Annotated in this window: 14 protein-coding genes; 5 read left to right on the forward strand and 9 right to left on the reverse strand. The window is 64.9% G+C overall.

Features of this window, described 5'->3' with window-relative positions; all coding sequences use genetic code 11:
* On the reverse strand, nt 1–1,296 hold the full coding sequence (locus tag MTR66_RS00625; RefSeq protein ID WP_243917011.1) for an SAM-dependent methyltransferase: 1,296 nt from the start codon (nt 1,294–1,296) through the stop codon (nt 1–3).
* Nucleotides 1,297–1,360: 64 nt separating this feature from the next.
* Nucleotides 1,361–2,734, reverse strand: coding sequence for a cryptochrome/photolyase family protein (locus MTR66_RS00630; protein ID WP_243917013.1), 1,374 nt, complete (start codon nt 2,732–2,734; stop codon nt 1,361–1,363).
* A gap of 40 nt (nt 2,735–2,774) precedes the next feature.
* Between MTR66_RS00630 and MTR66_RS00635 the strand changes: the two genes are divergently transcribed.
* On the forward strand, nt 2,775–3,473 hold the full coding sequence (locus MTR66_RS00635; RefSeq protein WP_243917015.1) for a phosphatase PAP2 family protein: 699 nt from the start codon (nt 2,775–2,777) through the stop codon (nt 3,471–3,473).
* 76 nt (nt 3,474–3,549) lie between these two features.
* Here MTR66_RS00635 and MTR66_RS00640 read toward each other — a convergent pair whose 3' ends face one another.
* The 3 genes from MTR66_RS00640 to MTR66_RS00650 are packed head-to-tail and all read right to left on the reverse strand — an operon-like array spanning nt 3,550 to nt 7,553.
* Entirely contained in the window at nt 3,550–4,521 is a 972-nt protein-coding gene (locus MTR66_RS00640) for a metal-dependent hydrolase (protein ID WP_243917017.1), read from the reverse strand.
* A gap of 23 nt (nt 4,522–4,544) precedes the next feature.
* On the reverse strand, nt 4,545–5,600 hold the full coding sequence (locus MTR66_RS00645; protein ID WP_243917018.1) for a 2-oxoacid:ferredoxin oxidoreductase subunit beta: 1,056 nt from the start codon (nt 5,598–5,600) through the stop codon (nt 4,545–4,547).
* 3 nt (nt 5,601–5,603) lie between these two features.
* Complete coding sequence (locus MTR66_RS00650; protein WP_243917019.1) at nt 5,604–7,553, reverse strand: 2-oxoacid:acceptor oxidoreductase subunit alpha; 1,950 nt, start codon at nt 7,551–7,553, stop codon at nt 5,604–5,606.
* A gap of 246 nt (nt 7,554–7,799) precedes the next feature.
* Between MTR66_RS00650 and MTR66_RS00655 the strand changes: the two genes are divergently transcribed.
* The gene (locus MTR66_RS00655; protein ID WP_243917020.1) at nt 7,800–8,282 is read left to right on the forward strand and encodes an RNA pyrophosphohydrolase; all 483 of its coding nucleotides are present in this window, start codon (nt 7,800–7,802) and stop codon (nt 8,280–8,282) included.
* 197 nt (nt 8,283–8,479) lie between these two features.
* Nucleotides 8,480–9,205: a formylglycine-generating enzyme family protein gene (locus MTR66_RS00660; protein ID WP_243917021.1), complete on the forward strand. Its 726-nt coding sequence runs from the start codon at nt 8,480–8,482 to the stop codon at nt 9,203–9,205.
* Nucleotides 9,206–9,304: 99 nt separating this feature from the next.
* On the opposite strand, the gene MTR66_RS00665 is transcribed toward MTR66_RS00660, so the two are convergent.
* The 4 genes from MTR66_RS00665 to MTR66_RS00680 all read right to left on the reverse strand — a co-directional run bounded on the left by MTR66_RS00665 (nt 9,305) and on the right by MTR66_RS00680 (nt 14,259).
* Nucleotides 9,305–9,847 (reverse strand): tetratricopeptide repeat protein, encoded by a 543-nt coding sequence (locus MTR66_RS00665; RefSeq protein ID WP_243917022.1) that lies wholly within the window; start codon nt 9,845–9,847, stop codon nt 9,305–9,307.
* A gap of 14 nt (nt 9,848–9,861) precedes the next feature.
* Nucleotides 9,862–11,034, reverse strand: coding sequence for an RsmB/NOP family class I SAM-dependent RNA methyltransferase (locus MTR66_RS00670; protein WP_243917023.1), 1,173 nt, complete (start codon nt 11,032–11,034; stop codon nt 9,862–9,864).
* Nucleotides 11,035–11,184: 150 nt separating this feature from the next.
* On the reverse strand, nt 11,185–12,642 hold the full coding sequence (gene guaB / locus MTR66_RS00675) for an IMP dehydrogenase (RefSeq protein ID WP_243917024.1): 1,458 nt from the start codon (nt 12,640–12,642) through the stop codon (nt 11,185–11,187).
* 123 nt (nt 12,643–12,765) lie between these two features.
* Entirely contained in the window at nt 12,766–14,259 is a 1,494-nt protein-coding gene (locus MTR66_RS00680; RefSeq protein ID WP_243917025.1) for a M28 family peptidase, read from the reverse strand.
* A gap of 221 nt (nt 14,260–14,480) precedes the next feature.
* Here MTR66_RS00680 and ypfJ point away from each other — a divergent pair, with 221 nt between their 5' ends.
* Both ypfJ and MTR66_RS00690 read left to right on the forward strand, forming a co-directional pair.
* Nucleotides 14,481–15,350: a KPN_02809 family neutral zinc metallopeptidase gene (gene ypfJ / locus MTR66_RS00685; RefSeq protein ID WP_243917026.1), complete on the forward strand. Its 870-nt coding sequence runs from the start codon at nt 14,481–14,483 to the stop codon at nt 15,348–15,350.
* 57 nt (nt 15,351–15,407) lie between these two features.
* Nucleotides 15,408–16,043: a hypothetical protein gene (locus tag MTR66_RS00690; RefSeq protein ID WP_243917027.1), complete on the forward strand. Its 636-nt coding sequence runs from the start codon at nt 15,408–15,410 to the stop codon at nt 16,041–16,043.
* Nucleotides 16,044–16,102: the final 59 nt, after the last annotated feature.

The following is a 16,102-nucleotide window of genomic DNA, read 5'->3' on the forward strand; positions in this document are numbered from 1 at the left end:
TCAGCCCGCTTTCACCAGCGTGACCTGCGCGACGTCGATCCCGCCGCCCAGAAAGCCGCCTTCGCAATACATCAGGTAAAAGCGCCAGAGCTGCACGAAGCGCTCGTCAAAGCCCGCAGGCAGGCGCCCTTCGTCCACCGCCGCATCGAAGTTCTCCCGCCACTGGCGCAGAGTCCTGGCATAGTCCGGGCCGAAGCCGTGGCGGTCTTCCCACGTCAGCCCGCGTTTGAGGGCGAGCGCGCGGAATTCGCGTTCGTTGATCAGCATGCCGCCGGGAAAGATGAAGGTCTGGATGAAATCGGCGCTGCGTGCGTAGCTTTCGAAGATCTCTTCACGCATGGCGATATACTGGATCGCCGCCCTGCCCCCGGGTTTGAGATTGCGCGCCACGCAGTCAAGAAAATCCGGCCAGAACTGCCGCCCCACCGCCTCCACCATCTCTACAGAAACAACGGCATCGTAGAGACCCGAAACGTCGCGGTAGTCCTCCTTGAGGAAGTCCACACTGCCTTGGTTGACCGCCCAGCGCCTGCGCGCGAAATCGAGCTGCTCGTCCGAGAGGCTGATCGCATCGACATGCACGCGTTCGTGCTCAGCCATGAATGCGGCCAGTGTGCCCCAGCCGCAACCGATCTCCAGCACCCGGTTGCCGGGCTCCAGATCCAGCCGGTCCACCATGGCCCCGGTCTTGGCGGACTGCGCGGCATCGAGTTCGGTCACGAACTGGCTCAGCGCATTGGGCCCGTCCTGCCCGGCGGCGGAATAGAGCGCGCTGGAATAGATCATCGTCTCGCCCAGCCACTGGGCATAGAAATCGTTGCCCAGATCGTAGTGCGCATGGATGTTGCGGCGTGAACCGGAGCGGGTGTTGCGGTGGAGCCAGTGAATGAAACGCGAAACCAGCCGCCACGGGCCATGCGCGCGGGCGGCATTGCCCATGGAAACCGCGTTGTCCATGAACAGCGCGAACAGCGGCACCGGATCGGGGCTGTCCCATTCCCCGGCTTCCCAGGCCTGATACCAGCCGACCGATCCCGCGGTCGCCAGCCGCAGCAAGGCGCGCCAGCTGCGGATCTCGACCACCGCGCCAAATCCCTGATCGCGCCCGCCGAGTATGCGAGTCGTTCCGTCCGGAAAGGTTGCCTGTATCGAACCGCGCGCCAGCCCCCGGTCAATCCGGCCAAGAATGCGGTCAATTCCGCCGGACCATAGACGTGCCAGCCATTGCGGGCCGATACCAAGAGCCCGTCCGCCGGTGACCAGTTCCCCACCCCTGCCTGGCGTATGCGCATTCATACCTGCCGTATGGCGCCGATTGGCGGCGCGGGCAATGCCAAGGCTGGTCTGTTATCGTTCCCGTTCAGTCCTTCGCTTGTTCCCACGCGGCCAGCGCGCGTTCGCGCGCGGCGCGGTGATCGATCAGGCGGCTGGGATAGTCTGCGGGCCGCGCCATCGGCGCCGGATCGTGAATTTCGGCATCGGGCAGATCAGCCAGTTCCGGCACCCACTGGCGGATATAGGCGGCGGCATCGAATTTCTCCGATTGCGAAAGCGGAGCCATGATCCGCACGAACATATTCGAATCGACGCCCGAACCCGCCGTCCACTGCCAGTTCACGGCGTTTGAGGCATAGTCGGCATCCACCAGCGTGTCCCAGAACCACTGCTCGCCCCGGCGCCAGTCGATCAGCAAGTGCTTCACCAGAAAACTGGCCGCGATCATGCGCACGCGGTTGTGCATCCAGCCGGTGTGCCAGAGCTGGCGCATCCCGGCATCGACAATGGGATAGCCAGTGCGCCCCTGCTGCCAAGCACGCAGGTCGGCCTCGGCATTCTCCCCCGTGCGCCAGGGGAACGAATCGAACGGTTCGCGCGCGGACTTTCCGCCGTAATCGGGAAACTGCAGGATCACGTTCTGCGCATAGTCGCGCCAGCCCACTTCGCCGAGGAAGGTCTCCACCGAACCGCCCGCCCCCGCCATGGCATGCCAGACCTGCGCTGGCGAAATCTCTCCGAAATGCAGATGCGGCGAAAGAAACGAGGTTGCATCCCGCGACGGCAAGTCACGCTGTTCCCGGTAGCGCGATGCCTTGCCGGCGAAAGCCTGCAGACGCGCGTGCGCGCCATCCTCTCCCGGCTCCCAGGCATCGCGCAGGCCGCCTGCCCAATCGGGCTCCACGGGCAGCAGGTTCCAATCGGCCAAACTCTCGGAACGCACCCAGCTTTCCGGTGCGGGAATGGCATCCGGGCAGGGCTGCACCTCCGGTGGCGGCATCCGTTCGCTGAGCGCACGCCAGAACGGAGTATAGATCTTGTAGGGTGCGCCTGCCCCCGTCGTCACCGCGCCGGGCGGCACCAGATAATTGCCATGGTGCAAGTGCAGAGCCACACGCTTGCCCACCGCCTTTTCCGCATTGCGCCACCACGGTTCGTAATGGTGCAGCGCGTGGACCTCACGGGCGCCCGTTTCTTCCGCCAGCGCGGGCAGTACATCCTCGCACTTGCCGCGCCGCAGGATCAGCCGCGAGCCCTTTTCGCGCAGCGCGGCATCGAGGCTGGCCAGCGAATGGTGCAGCCACCAGCGCGAGGCCCCGCCCATGGCGCGGTGCCTTGGCGTCTCGTCATCCAGCACATAGACGGGGATCACCGGCCCTTTTCCGGCCGCTTCGGCAATGGCAGCTTGATCGGACAGGCGCAGATCGCGCCGCAGCCAGACGATGACAGGAGAATGCATGGATTCGAAACGCCTCTTGGGGACCAGTGTTTCCTAACCCATGACCGATTCCGCCGAAACCGTCATGCCTGCCACGCGCGGATTGCCCCTCGATCCGCGCAAGGCCCTGATCGTCGCCGCGCTATGCTGGTCCGGCTTCGCTGCCGTGGCCTGGGCCGTGGCCACCGGGCAGAGTGCCGCCATCGACAAGGCGGGCCTGCTGTTCTGGCGGAACGGTCCCCTGCTTCCCCCGAGCACGCCGCACGCGGTGGAAATCATGCGCGGCATCACGGCGCTGGGCGGCGCGCCCCTGCGCAGCCTCTTCGCGGTCTTGGCCGTTGCCGTGCTGCTGGCACTTCGGCTGCGGCGCGAGGCGGTGCTGCTCGCATTCACCGTGACCGGCGCGGCTATCGTCAATAGCGCGGCCAAGGCGCTGGCGGGGCGGCCCCGGCCTGAGATCGTCCCGCATCTGACAGCGGCAAGCGGTTACAGCTTTCCCAGCGGCCACAGCTTCAACGGCGCCGCCATCTACATCGCCATGGCCCTGACCTTCGCCGCGCTCAGCCCCCGCCGTGCGGTGCGCCATACGCTCATCGCCTGCGCTATGGCGCTAAGCGTGGCGATAGCCTGGAGCCGGGTCTGGCTGGGCGTCCATTGGCCCAGCGACGCGCTGGCAGGCTGGCTCGGCGGCGCGGGATGGGCCTTTCTGGCCAGCGCCCTGCTCTACCGCCGACGCCAGAGCATCGTGCCAAAAGCCTGAGCTTGTCAGCAGAAACCGATATCCTTCGACAAGCTCAGGATGAGCGGGTTCTGGTTCAGAACTCAGGCGCGTTGCTTCAAGGGCAACCCGGCGCCTGCACCGGCAAAGTCACCGCATGGGTAAAACCGCCGCGCACTGCCGGGCCGGTAAAACGTGCGTCGGTGAACGTGACGGTGATCCGGCAGCGTTCCTCTGCTATCCGGGCCAGCGGCATCTGCGACCACGCCAGGAACTTGCGAATCTCCGCCGTCGCATGGGCCGCGCGGCGCACGTGCGGATCCGCCATGTTATCAGGCACCGGATCGCCGTAGCCTGTCAGCGAAAACAGCGAGCGTAGCGGATCGTAAGTGCCGAAGCGGACCATGCCGCCCTGCCGCCAGACCACCTCGCGCCGCCAGAAGGCCAGCGGCTGCGGCCCGGCGAAGACACGTTCGGGATCCGCATGAGGCGCCCCGCTGTGCGGCGCCCGCCATGCCAGCGCCGAAATCCCCATGTTGAGTGCGATAAAGACCACGGCGCTGCCCAGCGCCGCCAGTGCGGGCCGCCCGGCCCTTGGCCGTGCCTGCTTTGCCCGCCGCCGCGAAAGCCACACCCCCGCGCCGAGCATGGCCAGCAGGTAAGGCGAAACGATGAACAGCCCGTCCGCATGAAACCAGTGCGTGCTGGCCGGGGACAGCAACTGGATCGCATAAGTGTTCTGCCAGTCGAGCAACGGATGCGTGATCGCGCCCAGATAGCAAAGTGCCAGCAGCCAGCCGAAGTGCATCGCCAGCCCGGACGGGAACGCCACCCCGCGCCGCACCTGCCAGCGGTCGAGCAGCCAGAGCAGCCCGGCCAGCAGCGGCGGCATCAACAGCACGCCGCCGATCAGCCCATGGGTAAAACCCCGGTGCATCGCCAGCGGCGGCCACGGCGCCCAGCCGAAGAACACATCGATATCGGGCATGTTCGCCGCGAGCACGCAGGCGGCCAGCCCCTTGCGGGTACGGCGCTTCAGGCCGGTTTCGGCCAGCGCCCAGCCCACAAGGCTGTGGGTGAGGTTATCCAAGGATGCGCCTCACCCGTTGTCTGTCAGTCCATCAGCCCGTGCGTGGCCTCGGGCTCGACCGTCCAGGTCTGGCCCTTGGAGAGCAGCTTGCCGAGATCGGCGGTCTTGCCCTCGATCAGCTTGGCGCGTTCGGCCACGACTTCGGTCTCGAACGCCGGGCGCGGATCGTCGTAGATCACGCCGAGCGCCATCGGGAAAGCGCCGAAGGGCATTTCCACCAGCATGTGCGCGAGGCCGCGGTTCTTCACGTTGTGCACGGCCACGCCCGCCGCTTCCCAATCGGGCGTTCCATCTTCCTTGGCGACAACATCGACGACCTTGAGCGAAAGCGTATCGCAATCGAGCGCGAGGCCCTTGGTGCCCTTGGCGAAGAGCAGCGGCTCGCCGTCCTGGCACCAGACCTGCGTATCGGCCGCGACTTTCTTCTGGGTGAAGTCGTCGAAGCGGTCCTTGTTGTAGACGATGCAGTTCTGGAAGATTTCCACGAAAGCCGCGCCCTGATGCTCGTAGGCGGCCTTGAGCACTTCGGGCAGATCCTTCGAGATGTCGTACCCGCGCGCCACGAAGCGCGCGCCAGACCCCAGCGCGAAAGCGCAGGGCAGCGCCGGGCGGTCCACCGAGCCGACCGGCGAGCTGGGCGAACTGGTGCCCACGCGGCTGGTCGGCGAGTACTGGCCCTTGGTGAGGCCGTAGATCTCGTTGTTGAACAGCATGATCTGGCAGTTCAGATTGCGGCGCAGCACGTGCATCGTGTGGTTGCCGCCGATCGACATGCCGTCGCCATCGCCCGTCACCAGCCAGACGTCGAGGTCCGGATTGGCCAGCTTGATGCCGGTCGCGAACGCGGGCGCGCGGCCGTGGATGGTGTGGAAGCCGTAGCTCTCGACGTAGTAGGGGAAGCGGCTGGAGCAGCCGATGCCGGAGACGAACACGGTGTTCTTCGGGTCCGCATTCACCATCGGCAGCGTGCGCTGCACGGCCTTGAGGATCGCGTAGTCACCGCAGCCCGGGCACCAGCGGACTTCCTGGTCCGATTCCCAGTCCTTGAGCGTGGTCTGGATGGGGGTCATATCGTTCATGGCTCAAGCCTCCGGGTTCGGGAGCTGGGTTTCGTTAACGGCCACTTCGCCTTCGACGTGACCGGGTACGCCATCGAAGAAGCTGGCAATGGCCTCCTCGATTTCGGCAATCGCAAAGGGCTGGCCGCTGGTCTTGGTCAGCGGCTTGGCGTCGACCAGGAACTGGTCGCGCAGCACGGTCTTGAACTGGCCGGTGTTCATCTCGGGCACGAGCACCTTGTCGAAGCCCTTGAGCAGATCGCCCAGATTTTCCGGCAGCGGCCAGACGTGGCGGACGTGGACGTGCGCAACGTCCAGCCCCTTCTTGCGGGCGCGGCGCACGGCCTGATGGATCGGGCCGTAAGTCGAGCCCCAGCCGACCACGGCCAGCTTGCCGCCCTCTTCGCCCAGGCACACGTCCTGCGCGGGGATAGCCTTGGCCACGCCGTCAATCTTCGCCTTGCGGGCATCGGTCTGGGCCTGGTGGACGGCGGGCGCGTAATCGATGTCGCCAGTGTCGATGCCCTTCTCGATGCCGCCGATGCGGTGCATCAGGCCTTCGGTGCCGGGCTTGATCCACGGGCGCACACCGCGCTCGTCACGCTTGAAGGGCAGCACATGGCCTTCGCCATTGTTGCTCTCTTCAAGGAACTTGGCCGGGAACGGCGCATAGCTCTTCGGATCGGGCACCTTCCACGGTTCGGAGGCATTGCCGATATAGCCGTCGGTCAGCAGCACGACCGGGGTCATGAACTGCACCGCGATGCGGCAGGCCTCGATCGCGCATTCGAAGGCGTCGGCCGGCGAGCAGGCTGCGATCACCGGCATCGGCGCATCGCCGTTGCGGCCGTAGACCGCCTGATAGAGGTCCGACTGTTCGGTCTTGGTCGGAAGGCCGGTGGACGGGCCGCCGCGCTGCGAATTGACGATGACGAGCGGCAGTTCGGTCATCACTGCAAGGCCCATCGCCTCACCCTTGAGCGCGATGCCCGGGCCCGAGGACGAAGTGACGCCAAGCTGCCCGGCATAGGAGGCGCCGATGGCGGAACAGATCGCCGCGATCTCGTCTTCCGCCTGGAAGGTGGTGACGCCGAATTCCTTCATCTTCACAAGGTTGTGAAGGATCGCAGAGGCCGGCGTGATCGGATAGCCGCCGAAGAACATCGGCAGCTCGGCGAGCTGCGCCCCGGCAACGAGGCCAAGGCTGACCGCTTCGGCGCCGGTGATCGTGCGGTAAAGGCCCGGCTCGGACGGCACCGGATCGACGTGCAGCTTCTTGAGCGGCCCGGCCAGTTCCGCCGTTTCGCCATAGGCATGGCCCGCGTTGAGCGCAGCGATATTGGCTTCGGCCAACACCGGGTTCTTCTTGCCGAACTTGCCGTTCAGCCAGTCGATCAGCGGCTGGCGGTCCCGGTCGAACATCCACAGCGCGAGGCCCAGCGTCCACATGTTCTTGCAGCGCAGCGCTTCCTTGTTGCCAAGGCCGAAAGGCTTCACCGCTTCGAGCGTCAGCGCCGAGATATCGAAAGCCAGCACGTCCCACTTGGCCAGGCTGTCGTCTTCCAGCGGGTTGGCGTCGTACTTCGCCTTTTCGAGGTTGCGCTTGTTGAACTCTCCGGTGTCGGCGATCACGAGACCGCCGGGCTTGAGCGCGGGCACGTTCACCTTGAGCGCGGCCGGGTTCATCGCCACCAGCACGTCGGGCGCGTCGCCCGCCGTGGTGATCTCGCTCGACCCGAAATTGATCTGGAACGCGGAGACGCCGAACAGCGTGCCTTGCGGCGCGCGGATTTCGGCGGGGAAGTCCGGGAACGTCGCCAGATCGTTGCCCGCCAGCGCGGTGGACAGGGTGAACTGGCCACCCGTGAGCTGCATGCCGTCTCCCGAGTCGCCTGCGAAACGCACGACGACGGCTTCGGGCGAGGCGTCCTGCACGGATGCCTCGTGTTCGTGCTCGGCTGTGATAGTGGCCATTCCATTCCTCTTCGGCAACGTGCCGGAACTGCTGTGTTATTCCGCCCCTGAGCTTCCGGGCCCCGGGACGCAACCTAGAAAATCTCTCAGGCGAACAATCCTGACCTTCCGCCTTGAGAACCATAAAACAAGCTAGTCAAGAGCGCCGCCATGGGCCATTCTAGCATTCATGCGTTGCGACCGGGCGATCGAAACACTCCCTTTCAGCCAGCGCCTCTCCCATAACTCACGGAATTACCCTTCCCAATGAATGACTTTGCGACTCTGCCCTACCGCCCCTGCGTCGGCGTGATGCTGGTGAATCATGACGGGAAAGTTTTCGTCGGCAAGCGAATCGACACCAAGGAGGGCGACTGGTGGCAGATGCCGCAAGGCGGCGTGGACAAGGGCGAAGAGCTCAAGGACGCCGCCCACCGCGAGCTGTGGGAGGAAACCGGCGTCCAGGAACAGCACGTCACCATCCTCGCGCGCACCAAAGAAGAACTGCTCTACGATCTGCCCGACGAGCTGCTGGGCAAGCTGTGGAAGGGCAAGTACCGCGGCCAGCGCCAGCACTGGTTCCTCGGCCGCTTCGAAGGCAGCGACGCCGATATCGACCTCAACGCCCACCAGCCGCCCGAATTCCTCGACTGGAAATGGGTGGAAGCGGAAACGCTGCCCGAGCTGATCGTGCCGTTCAAGAAACGCGTCTACCGCGCGGTGCTGGAGGAGTTCCGGGCGCTGATCTGAGCGGGCGTCCGGCGTGGATCAGACCGTAAATGCGGCGCCTGAACCTTTGTCGGTTTTCACGATGCGCTTGGGGGATGCTGATTGACCGAAAAGCCGGGGCAAGCGGACATACCGCCTTCAAAAAATTCGACCATTCACAGTTTGGCAGTGAAGTCATGCAACTTTCACTCATTGACGTCGAAACATCGGGATGAGGCATGCGCGCCATAAATTTCATGAGCTTAACAGCGATAGTCGCCACGATCGCATCGCCCAGTGCGGCTTCAAATGCGCCTTTCCGCGACTGCCCTGAGTGCGTATCCATCAGCCTTGTTGATACTACGGGGACGGGAATTGAGCCGTTCTACATGGCGACATTTGAAACGAGTTGGCGTGAATATCTCACTGCGGTTCGAGAAGCAGGATGCGCCTTGCCGACCAACTTGCGGAATGTCCCGATCAAGAATGCCGATAAACTCGATGATGACTATGCTGTATCAGGGATAACTCGAAATGATGCACTCTGCTTCGTGCAGTGGCTATCAAATAAGTCTTCCTATCATTATCGTCTTCCAACGCCGGAAGAATGGAAGGCGGCCTCAAGGACAGCACTTGCCTCATCCCCTTACGACGATCCCGTTCCGTCAAACCTGGTAGATGATCCTCGGCAAGGTGTAAGAAGCCTAGCGACGCGACCTGTGTTGCGCGGTCGACCATCAAATGATGGAATCTACGGGTTGGTTGATGGCGTTGGAGAAATGACGAGCTTGGACACACCCGGCGACGAGCACCTCTGCAAAATATACAAGCAACCCCAGTGTCGTGAAGTCAATTTCATAGGGCTCGCGTTTGGAAATGATCCAAACGAAGCGAACAAGATTTTCCACATGATAAGCACGGAGAGCGCCGTAGATGTGGGCTTTCGTGTTGTTCGCGACAGATAACCACTGAGGATATGTTTACGTCCGCTATGTCGGCGCGTCCGGAACGGCTGCTATCGGAAGCGAGACTCCAAAAGCCGTCATCAAATTCGGCCAGACTTCTTAGTTCTCGCTAACCACCGGCTTGGGCTTCACCGCGTCCGCCGTGACCACATGCTGGGACGGCCCCTTGGCGATGGCGGCGGCGAGCGTCTTCGCTTCCGAGCAGTCCTTGCCGCACAGCGTCTGGAGGCGGGCGAGGTTGCGGTTGGCTTTTTCGGTCGCGCCCTTTTCCGCCAGCGCCACGCCTTCTCCGGCCAGCGCCTCGATATTGCGCGGGTCTGCCGTCAGCGCGACGCGGTAGTAGTGCAGCGCCTTGCCCTGCAGCCCTTCCTTGCGCGTGGCATCGGCGAGGGCCAGCAGCACGCTGACGCTGCCCGGCGCCACCGTCAGCGCGGATTCATAGGCATCGACCGCCGCGTTGTAGTGGCCGCCCGCCATCGCCGTGCGCCCTTCGCTCAGCAGCGTTACCGCGCGGGGATCGAGGGCTTCGGGAGCCTCGGAATAGGAAACGCTGGAAGAGATCGCGGCAAGCAGGGAAAGAGCAACAGCAACGGGCGTGTAACGCATCAGCAAGTCCTTGGCCGAGGGTTTCGTCCTCATCATGGGGACGGACGCTATCACACGCAATCGAAGCGTGCGACGAAAAACCCGTCCGTACCGTCATGAAACGGTGACAATCGCAAGCCCTGCCCGCGCACCTGCCCAGCGGGAAGCGCGGGTGGCCGGGACTGCCAGCCGGGATGGCGCTGGAGGAAGCCTTCCGCTTGCCCGGCGCCTTCCGCATCAAGCAGGGAACAGGTCACGAAGATCAGCCGCCCGCCCGGGCGCACCAATCCAGCCGCGACATCGAGCAGCCGCGCCTGCATTCCGGCATAACGGGCGAGTTGCTTCTCGGTCAGGCGCCAGCGCGCCTCGGGATTGCGCCGCCAGGTCCCGGTGCCCGAACAGGGCGCGTCGACCAGCACCGCATCGGCCTTCCCGGCGAAACGCCCCAGCGCCTGCATCTCGCGGCCGGGATCGAGCAGCACGGTCTCGACAATCGTGGCACCGGCCCGCTCCGCACGCGGCGTCAGACGCGAGAGGCGCGCGCGGTCGGCATCGCTGGCTACCAGCGTGCCGCGGTTCTCCATGGCGGCGGCGAGCGCAAGCGTCTTGCCCCCGGCCCCGGCGCACAAGTCTATCACCAGTTCGCCGGGCCGCGCGGCCACGGCTTCACACGTGAGCTGCGAGCCGGTGTCCTGCACTTCGATGGCGCCGGTGGTATAGGCAGGCGTCTGCTCGATGCGCGTTTCGGGCGGATAGCGCCAGCCGTTTGCCGCAACTGTCCGCTCCGCGCCTTCGGGCAGCGTCAGGCTCCCTGCCTTCAGCGTATTAACGCGGATATCGAGCGGGGCGCGGTCCAGCAGTGCGGCCGCTTCGGCTTCGGAGACGCCGCTCGCGGCCAGCCGCTCCATCAGCCATTTGGGCGCAATGCCGCCAGCTGCAACAGGCTCGCCCGGCGTAATGGGCTCAGGCGCGTGGCGCGAACCGTCGAATAGCGCGGCAAGCGCTGCATCGTCCTGCGCCACCCGCAGCATCGCGGCGCGCCCGCTTGCAGGCACTTCACCGCAGCCGCGGATCGCGCGGTAGGCCAGTTCGCGCACCGCGCGGCGGTCTCCGCTGCCCGCGAAACGGCGCGGGCGGAACCAGTCGGCGATGAGACGGTCGGCGGGGGCGCCATTGGTGCGTGCGGCCTCAATTACGAGGTCGAGCACGTCGATGGCGGCCTGAACGCGGGCGGCGGGGGTCACAGGGCCAGTCCTCCCCGGCACGGGGAGGGGGACCATGCGCAGCATGGTGGAGGGGATTCTCCACCTGACGCAGCGCTATGGGGCGAATCCCCTCCACCGCCTGCGGCGGTCCCCCTCCCCGTGCCGGGGAGGACAAGACCTCTCATGGCTTTACCGCGTCGGATAGTTCGGGGCCTCGCGGGTGATGGTCACGTCGTGAACATGGCTCTCGCGCAGGCCCGCATTGGTGATGCGGATGAACTTCGAATTCTTGCGCAGATCGTCGATCGTGGCCGATCCGGTGTAGCCCATCGCGGCCTTGACGCCGCCGACGAGCTGGTGGACCACATCCTTCGCCGGGCCCTTGTAGGCCACCTGGCCCTCAATGCCTTCGGGCACCAGCTTCATCTGGTCCTTGATGTCGCCCTGGAAATAGCGGTCAGCCGAGCCCCGGCCCATCGCGCCGACCGAGCCCATGCCGCGGTACGACTTGTAGGCGCGGCCCTGATAGAGGAAGGTTTCGCCCGGCGCTTCCTCGGTCCCGGCCAGCATCGAGCCGATCATGACCGACGAGGCGCCTGCCGCCAGCGCCTTGGCCGCATCGCCCGAGGTCCGCAGGCCGCCATCGGCAATCACCGGAACGCCGGACTTGTCCGCCTCTTCGGCGGCTTCCATCACTGCAGTGAGCTGCGGCACGCCGACACCGGCGACAATGCGCGTGGTGCAAATCGAGCCCGGGCCAATGCCCACTTTCAGACAGTCCGCGCCGGCATCGATCAGCGCGCGCGCCGCTTCGGCGGTGGCGATGTTGCCCGCAATGACCTGCGCCGAGTTGGAAAGCTTCTTCACCCGCTCGACTGCCAGCGCCACGTCCTTGTTATGGCCGTGCGCAGTGTCGATCACCACCACGTCGCACTCGGCGGCGAGCAGCGCCTCGGTGCGTGCGAAGCCCTTGTCGCCCACCGTGGTCGCCGCCGCGACGCGCAGACGGCCCGCGGCATCCTTGGTGGCATCCGGATAAGTGACGGCCTTCTCGATATCCTTGACGGTGATGAGGCCGACGCAGTGGAAGGCATTGTCCACCACCAGCAGCTTTTCGATGCGGCGCTGGTGCAGCAGGCGGCGTGCCTCTTCCTGCGACACGCCGAGGCCGACGGTCGCCAGGTTCTCATGCGTCATCAGTTCGCGCACCGGCTGGGCAGGATTGTCGGCAAAGCGCACGTCGCGGTTGGTGAGGATGCCGACCAGCTTGCCCGAAGCCTCGACCACCGGGATGCCGCTGATCTTGTTCGCGGTCATCAGCGCCTGCGCCTCGCCCAGCGTGGCATCGGGCGCGATGGTGATGGGATTGACCACCATGCCGCTTTCGAAGCGCTTCACACCGCGCACCGCCGCGCACTGTTCCTCGATCGTGAGATTGCGGTGCAACACGCCGATGCCGCCCATCTGCGCCATGGCAATCGCCATGTCGCCTTCGGTCACGGTATCCATGGCCGAGGAGATAACCGGAATGTTGAGACAGATTTCGCGGGTCAGACGCGTGCGCGTATCGGCCTGGGTCGGCACGATATCGGACTTGGCCGGACGCAGCAAAACGTCGTCGAAAGTGAGTCCGATCTGGATATCCATATGTGCCACCAATGCCTTTGCGGGGAGAATCGTGGCGGCCCATGTAATCAAGCGGAGGGGATTGGGCTAGAGGGGAGTTTCCTTAAGATACAGAAGGTATCGCGCCGGGGCCTTCCCCGGCCGTCACCCCACGACTTTAAGCGGGACTTTCGCGGGATCGGCGAACCAGCGGCCCAGCGCTGTCAGCATTTTCACATCCTCCACCTCTCCGCCCAGCTGCAAGGGGTGCGAAAGATGCACAAGGTCATCACTTGGCCGGTGATAGTCCCCGTCGAAAAATGCGCGCATCAGACCGATCTTGCCATAGGCGGTCGTGACCATGACGGTCGGGATATCGTGCTGCAGCAGGGCCCAGCCATCCTGCCGCCGCACATATTCGTTGGCCTCGTCATTCTCGATCAGCTTGAAATGCTCGTCCTTCGCGACTTTGGCGATATCGGCATCGAGCCCGGTCATGCCCCGGCCGACAATGGCGAAGGGCGTGCCTTTGGGGGCAATCGCATCGCTGTCGATATTGAAGGCCGCCACGATCCGGTCCAGCGGCAGCGGGGGATTTTCGGCAAAGGCATGCGCGCCCAGCAGGCCCAGCTCCTCAGCGGTCGTAGCCAGGAAATAGACGTCGCGGTCCATCTGCTGCCCCTTGGCCAGGCGGCGCGCAACTTCGGTGAGCGCGGCCACGCCGCTGGCATTGTCTATGGCGCCATTGCAGATCCGGTCTTCCGCAGTCGGCTCGCCGCATTCGCCGAAGTGGTCCCAATGCGCGAGGAACAGGACCGCGCCCTCTTCCGGATGCTTGCCCGGCAGTTTGGCGATCAGGTTGTGGGTGTGGATCGTCGTTTCGCGGGTCGCCGCCTCCAGCGAAGCCGTCACGTCGAGCGTCACGGGTGCGAAATCCGGCGCGGCGGCCGCCTTCTCCAGATCGTCGAGCGGATGCGCCGTGCTCTTGAGCAGGGCCGCCATGGACGCCCGGCTGATGAAGGCTTCCAGATCGCCGCCAAGCGAATCGTCGGCCAGGGCATAGCCGGACCGCTGCCGCCGCGCGGCGACTTCCTCCAGGCTGCGATCGCCATCGAGCACGGTCAGCACGGCCGAAGCGCCCATCGCCAGCAATTCGTTCTGGCGCCGGGAGTCCGGCGTTTCGCCATCCAGCAGAACGGCGATCCGCCCGGCCAGCTCATTGCGCGTGAAATCCGTCCCGTCGGCGCGGCCCACAAACAGCAGCGGAGCGTTACGCACCAGGCTGCGCTTGCCCGACGTCAGCACCAGCACGTCCTGCGGCGTGATCGGCGTGCGGTAGCCCTTGCGCAGGAACCGCGCGGAAGAGGCCGCCGGTTCGCGCGCCACCAGAGTCACCGGCGCGAACCATTCGTTACCGGGATCGTTGGTGCCGGAAACCAGGCCGATATTGTACCATTCGCGCCCCAGATAGCGCAGCGTCTTGGCCTCACCCTCCGTGCCCGGTTCGCGGCCATCGAAGTCGTCGCTTGCCAGCACTTCGATATGCGCGCGCAGGCGGGCTTCGAGTTCCCGGTCGGCACGGCTGTTGCGAGCCACGGACGGCGCGGACACGGCAAGGGCCAGCACGCCAAGCGACGCCAGCCCCGCTATTCTCACCATGCCTGCCAATGAACCCGGACCCATCGGAACCAGTCTATACGACGATTCTGCGGCGGCGGTGAAAAATTTACGGGAAGACGCTGGCTTTTCGTCATTTTGGCATGACCGGTACGCGAGGATGGCGCTCTGGCGGCACGATAAGGATTGATCCACGCTCTGCCGCGCGGCTACGCATCCGTCCTGAGGCGCGTCTGGCGCCCATGACAAAGGACGCCTTTCCGATGCGCTTGAAGAGGTTCAACCCCGCCAATATCCGTGTCAGCCGCGGCGGCGGAGGGCGCCGTATCCCCGGCGGGGGCGGCACCGTGGGGATCGGCACGCTGGTTCTGGTGCTGATCGGCGCGCTGGTGTTTGGCGTCGATCCCTCCCAGATGCTGGGATCGCTGGAAAACGGGCAGCAACAGCAAGGCGCGGGCACGGCTCCGCAAGCCGCATCCCGCGATGCGAATACGATCTGCACCGAAAACGCCTATGCGCTCGAATCCTGCAATGCGCTGGATTCGCTCAACAGCACCTGGCAGCCGCTGTTCCGGCAAGCCAACATCCCGTTCGAGCAGCCGACGCTGCACTTCTACAACGGCACCGGCCAATCCGGCTGCGGCGTGGCGCAAAGCGCGATGGGGCCGTTCTACTGCCCCGCCGACCAAGGCATCTACATCGATACCAGCTTCTACGATCAACTGGACCGGCAGCTTGGCGCCAAGGGCGATTTCGCGCGCTACTATGTCGTGGCGCACGAATATGGCCATCACATCCAGCATGTGCTCGGGCTCGACCGTCAGGTGCGCAGCGCGCAGCAGAAAAGCCCATCGCAGGCCAATGCCCTGCAGGTGCGGATGGAACTGCAGGCGGATTGCTATGCTGGCGTGTGGGCGGGCAAGAATCGCAGCCAGATCGAAGCGGGCGACATGGAAGAAGGCCTCACCGCCGCCAGCGCCATCGGCGACGACACGCTGATGAAGAACGCAGGCCAGCGCGTCAGCCCCGAAAGCTTCACTCACGGCTCCAGCGCCCAGCGCATGAAATGGCTCAAGACCGGCATCGATACCGGGAACGAGGATGCCTGTGATACGTTCAATACTATGAGCTAGGCTGTCTCCTTGCTTGCAGGCAGGCGAGGCTCGGCCGGGCGAACAGGAGGAAAGACAATGCACCGTTTCTGGGTATCTGCCGCAGCCGCGGCATCGCTGGCCGCTTCGCCAGCGTTTGCCCGGGCGCAGGACAAGCCGATCACCGAACGCGAGCCCAGCGCCGTGGACGTCGCCAAGACCCCGGTGGACGATCTCAATGTGGGGCGCGACGGCGAGATCCCGCCGCTTCTCATTGCCGCGCAGGCCGATCCCTATGCGCTGGAAGGGCTTGGGAAGTGCCGCCAGCTCTCCGCCGCGATCACCGGTCTGGATGCGGTTCTTGGCCCCGACATCGACTTGCCGCAGGAAGAGCGAGACCGGATCAGCGGTGGCCGCGTGGCCAAGTGGGTCGTGTCTTCCTTCATCCCGTTTCGCGGTCTCATCCGCGAAATCTCGGGCGCCAACAGCCAGGACCGCAAAGTCAGCGCCGCGATCCAGGCCGGTGTGGCCCGGCGCAGCTTCCTGAAAGGCGTAGGCATGACGCGCGGCTGCAAGTACCCGGCCCGGCCCGCAACGCAGGCGGTCATCCAGGCCCGGCTGGAAGAACTCAGGGCGGATGACAACAAGGACCGTAAGAAGGCACGGGACAAGAAAACCGAGGAAAAGGAAGGCGTGACCTTCACCTCCGAACCTGTGGTGCAGCCCATCCCTTAGAGCCTGCCACGCAGGCAGTAAGGCAAAGACATCGCAGCTATCCCGCTCACCCTGAGCTT

The organism is Novosphingobium beihaiense, assembly GCF_022832375.1.
GTDB lineage: Bacteria > Pseudomonadota > Alphaproteobacteria > Sphingomonadales > Sphingomonadaceae > Novosphingobium > Novosphingobium beihaiensis.

Bases quoted from the DNA above. Each gene is read 5' to 3' on its own strand.
- MTR66_RS00625 (WP_243917011.1), bottom strand. From the start codon at position 1,296: ATGAATGCGCATACGCCAGGCAGGGGTGGGGAACTGGTCACCGGCGGA.
- MTR66_RS00630 (WP_243917013.1), bottom strand. From the start codon at position 2,734: ATGCATTCTCCTGTCATCGTCTGGCTGCGGCGCGATCTGCGCCTGTCC.
- MTR66_RS00635 (WP_243917015.1), top strand. From the start codon at position 2,775: ATGACCGATTCCGCCGAAACCGTCATGCCTGCCACGCGCGGATTGCCC.
- MTR66_RS00645 (WP_243917018.1), bottom strand. From the start codon at position 5,600: ATGAACGATATGACCCCCATCCAGACCACGCTCAAGGACTGGGAATCG.
- MTR66_RS00650 (WP_243917019.1), bottom strand. From the start codon at position 7,553: ATGGCCACTATCACAGCCGAGCACGAACACGAGGCATCCGTGCAGGAC.
- MTR66_RS00655 (WP_243917020.1), top strand. From the start codon at position 7,800: ATGAATGACTTTGCGACTCTGCCCTACCGCCCCTGCGTCGGCGTGATG.
- MTR66_RS00660 (WP_243917021.1), top strand. From the start codon at position 8,480: ATGCGCGCCATAAATTTCATGAGCTTAACAGCGATAGTCGCCACGATC.
- MTR66_RS00665 (WP_243917022.1), bottom strand. From the start codon at position 9,847: ATGATGAGGACGAAACCCTCGGCCAAGGACTTGCTGATGCGTTACACG.
- guaB (WP_243917024.1), bottom strand. From the start codon at position 12,642: ATGGATATCCAGATCGGACTCACTTTCGACGACGTTTTGCTGCGTCCG.
- MTR66_RS00680 (WP_243917025.1), bottom strand. From the start codon at position 14,259: ATGGTGAGAATAGCGGGGCTGGCGTCGCTTGGCGTGCTGGCCCTTGCC.
- ypfJ (WP_243917026.1), top strand. From the start codon at position 14,481: ATGCGCTTGAAGAGGTTCAACCCCGCCAATATCCGTGTCAGCCGCGGC.
- MTR66_RS00690 (WP_243917027.1), top strand. From the start codon at position 15,408: ATGCACCGTTTCTGGGTATCTGCCGCAGCCGCGGCATCGCTGGCCGCT.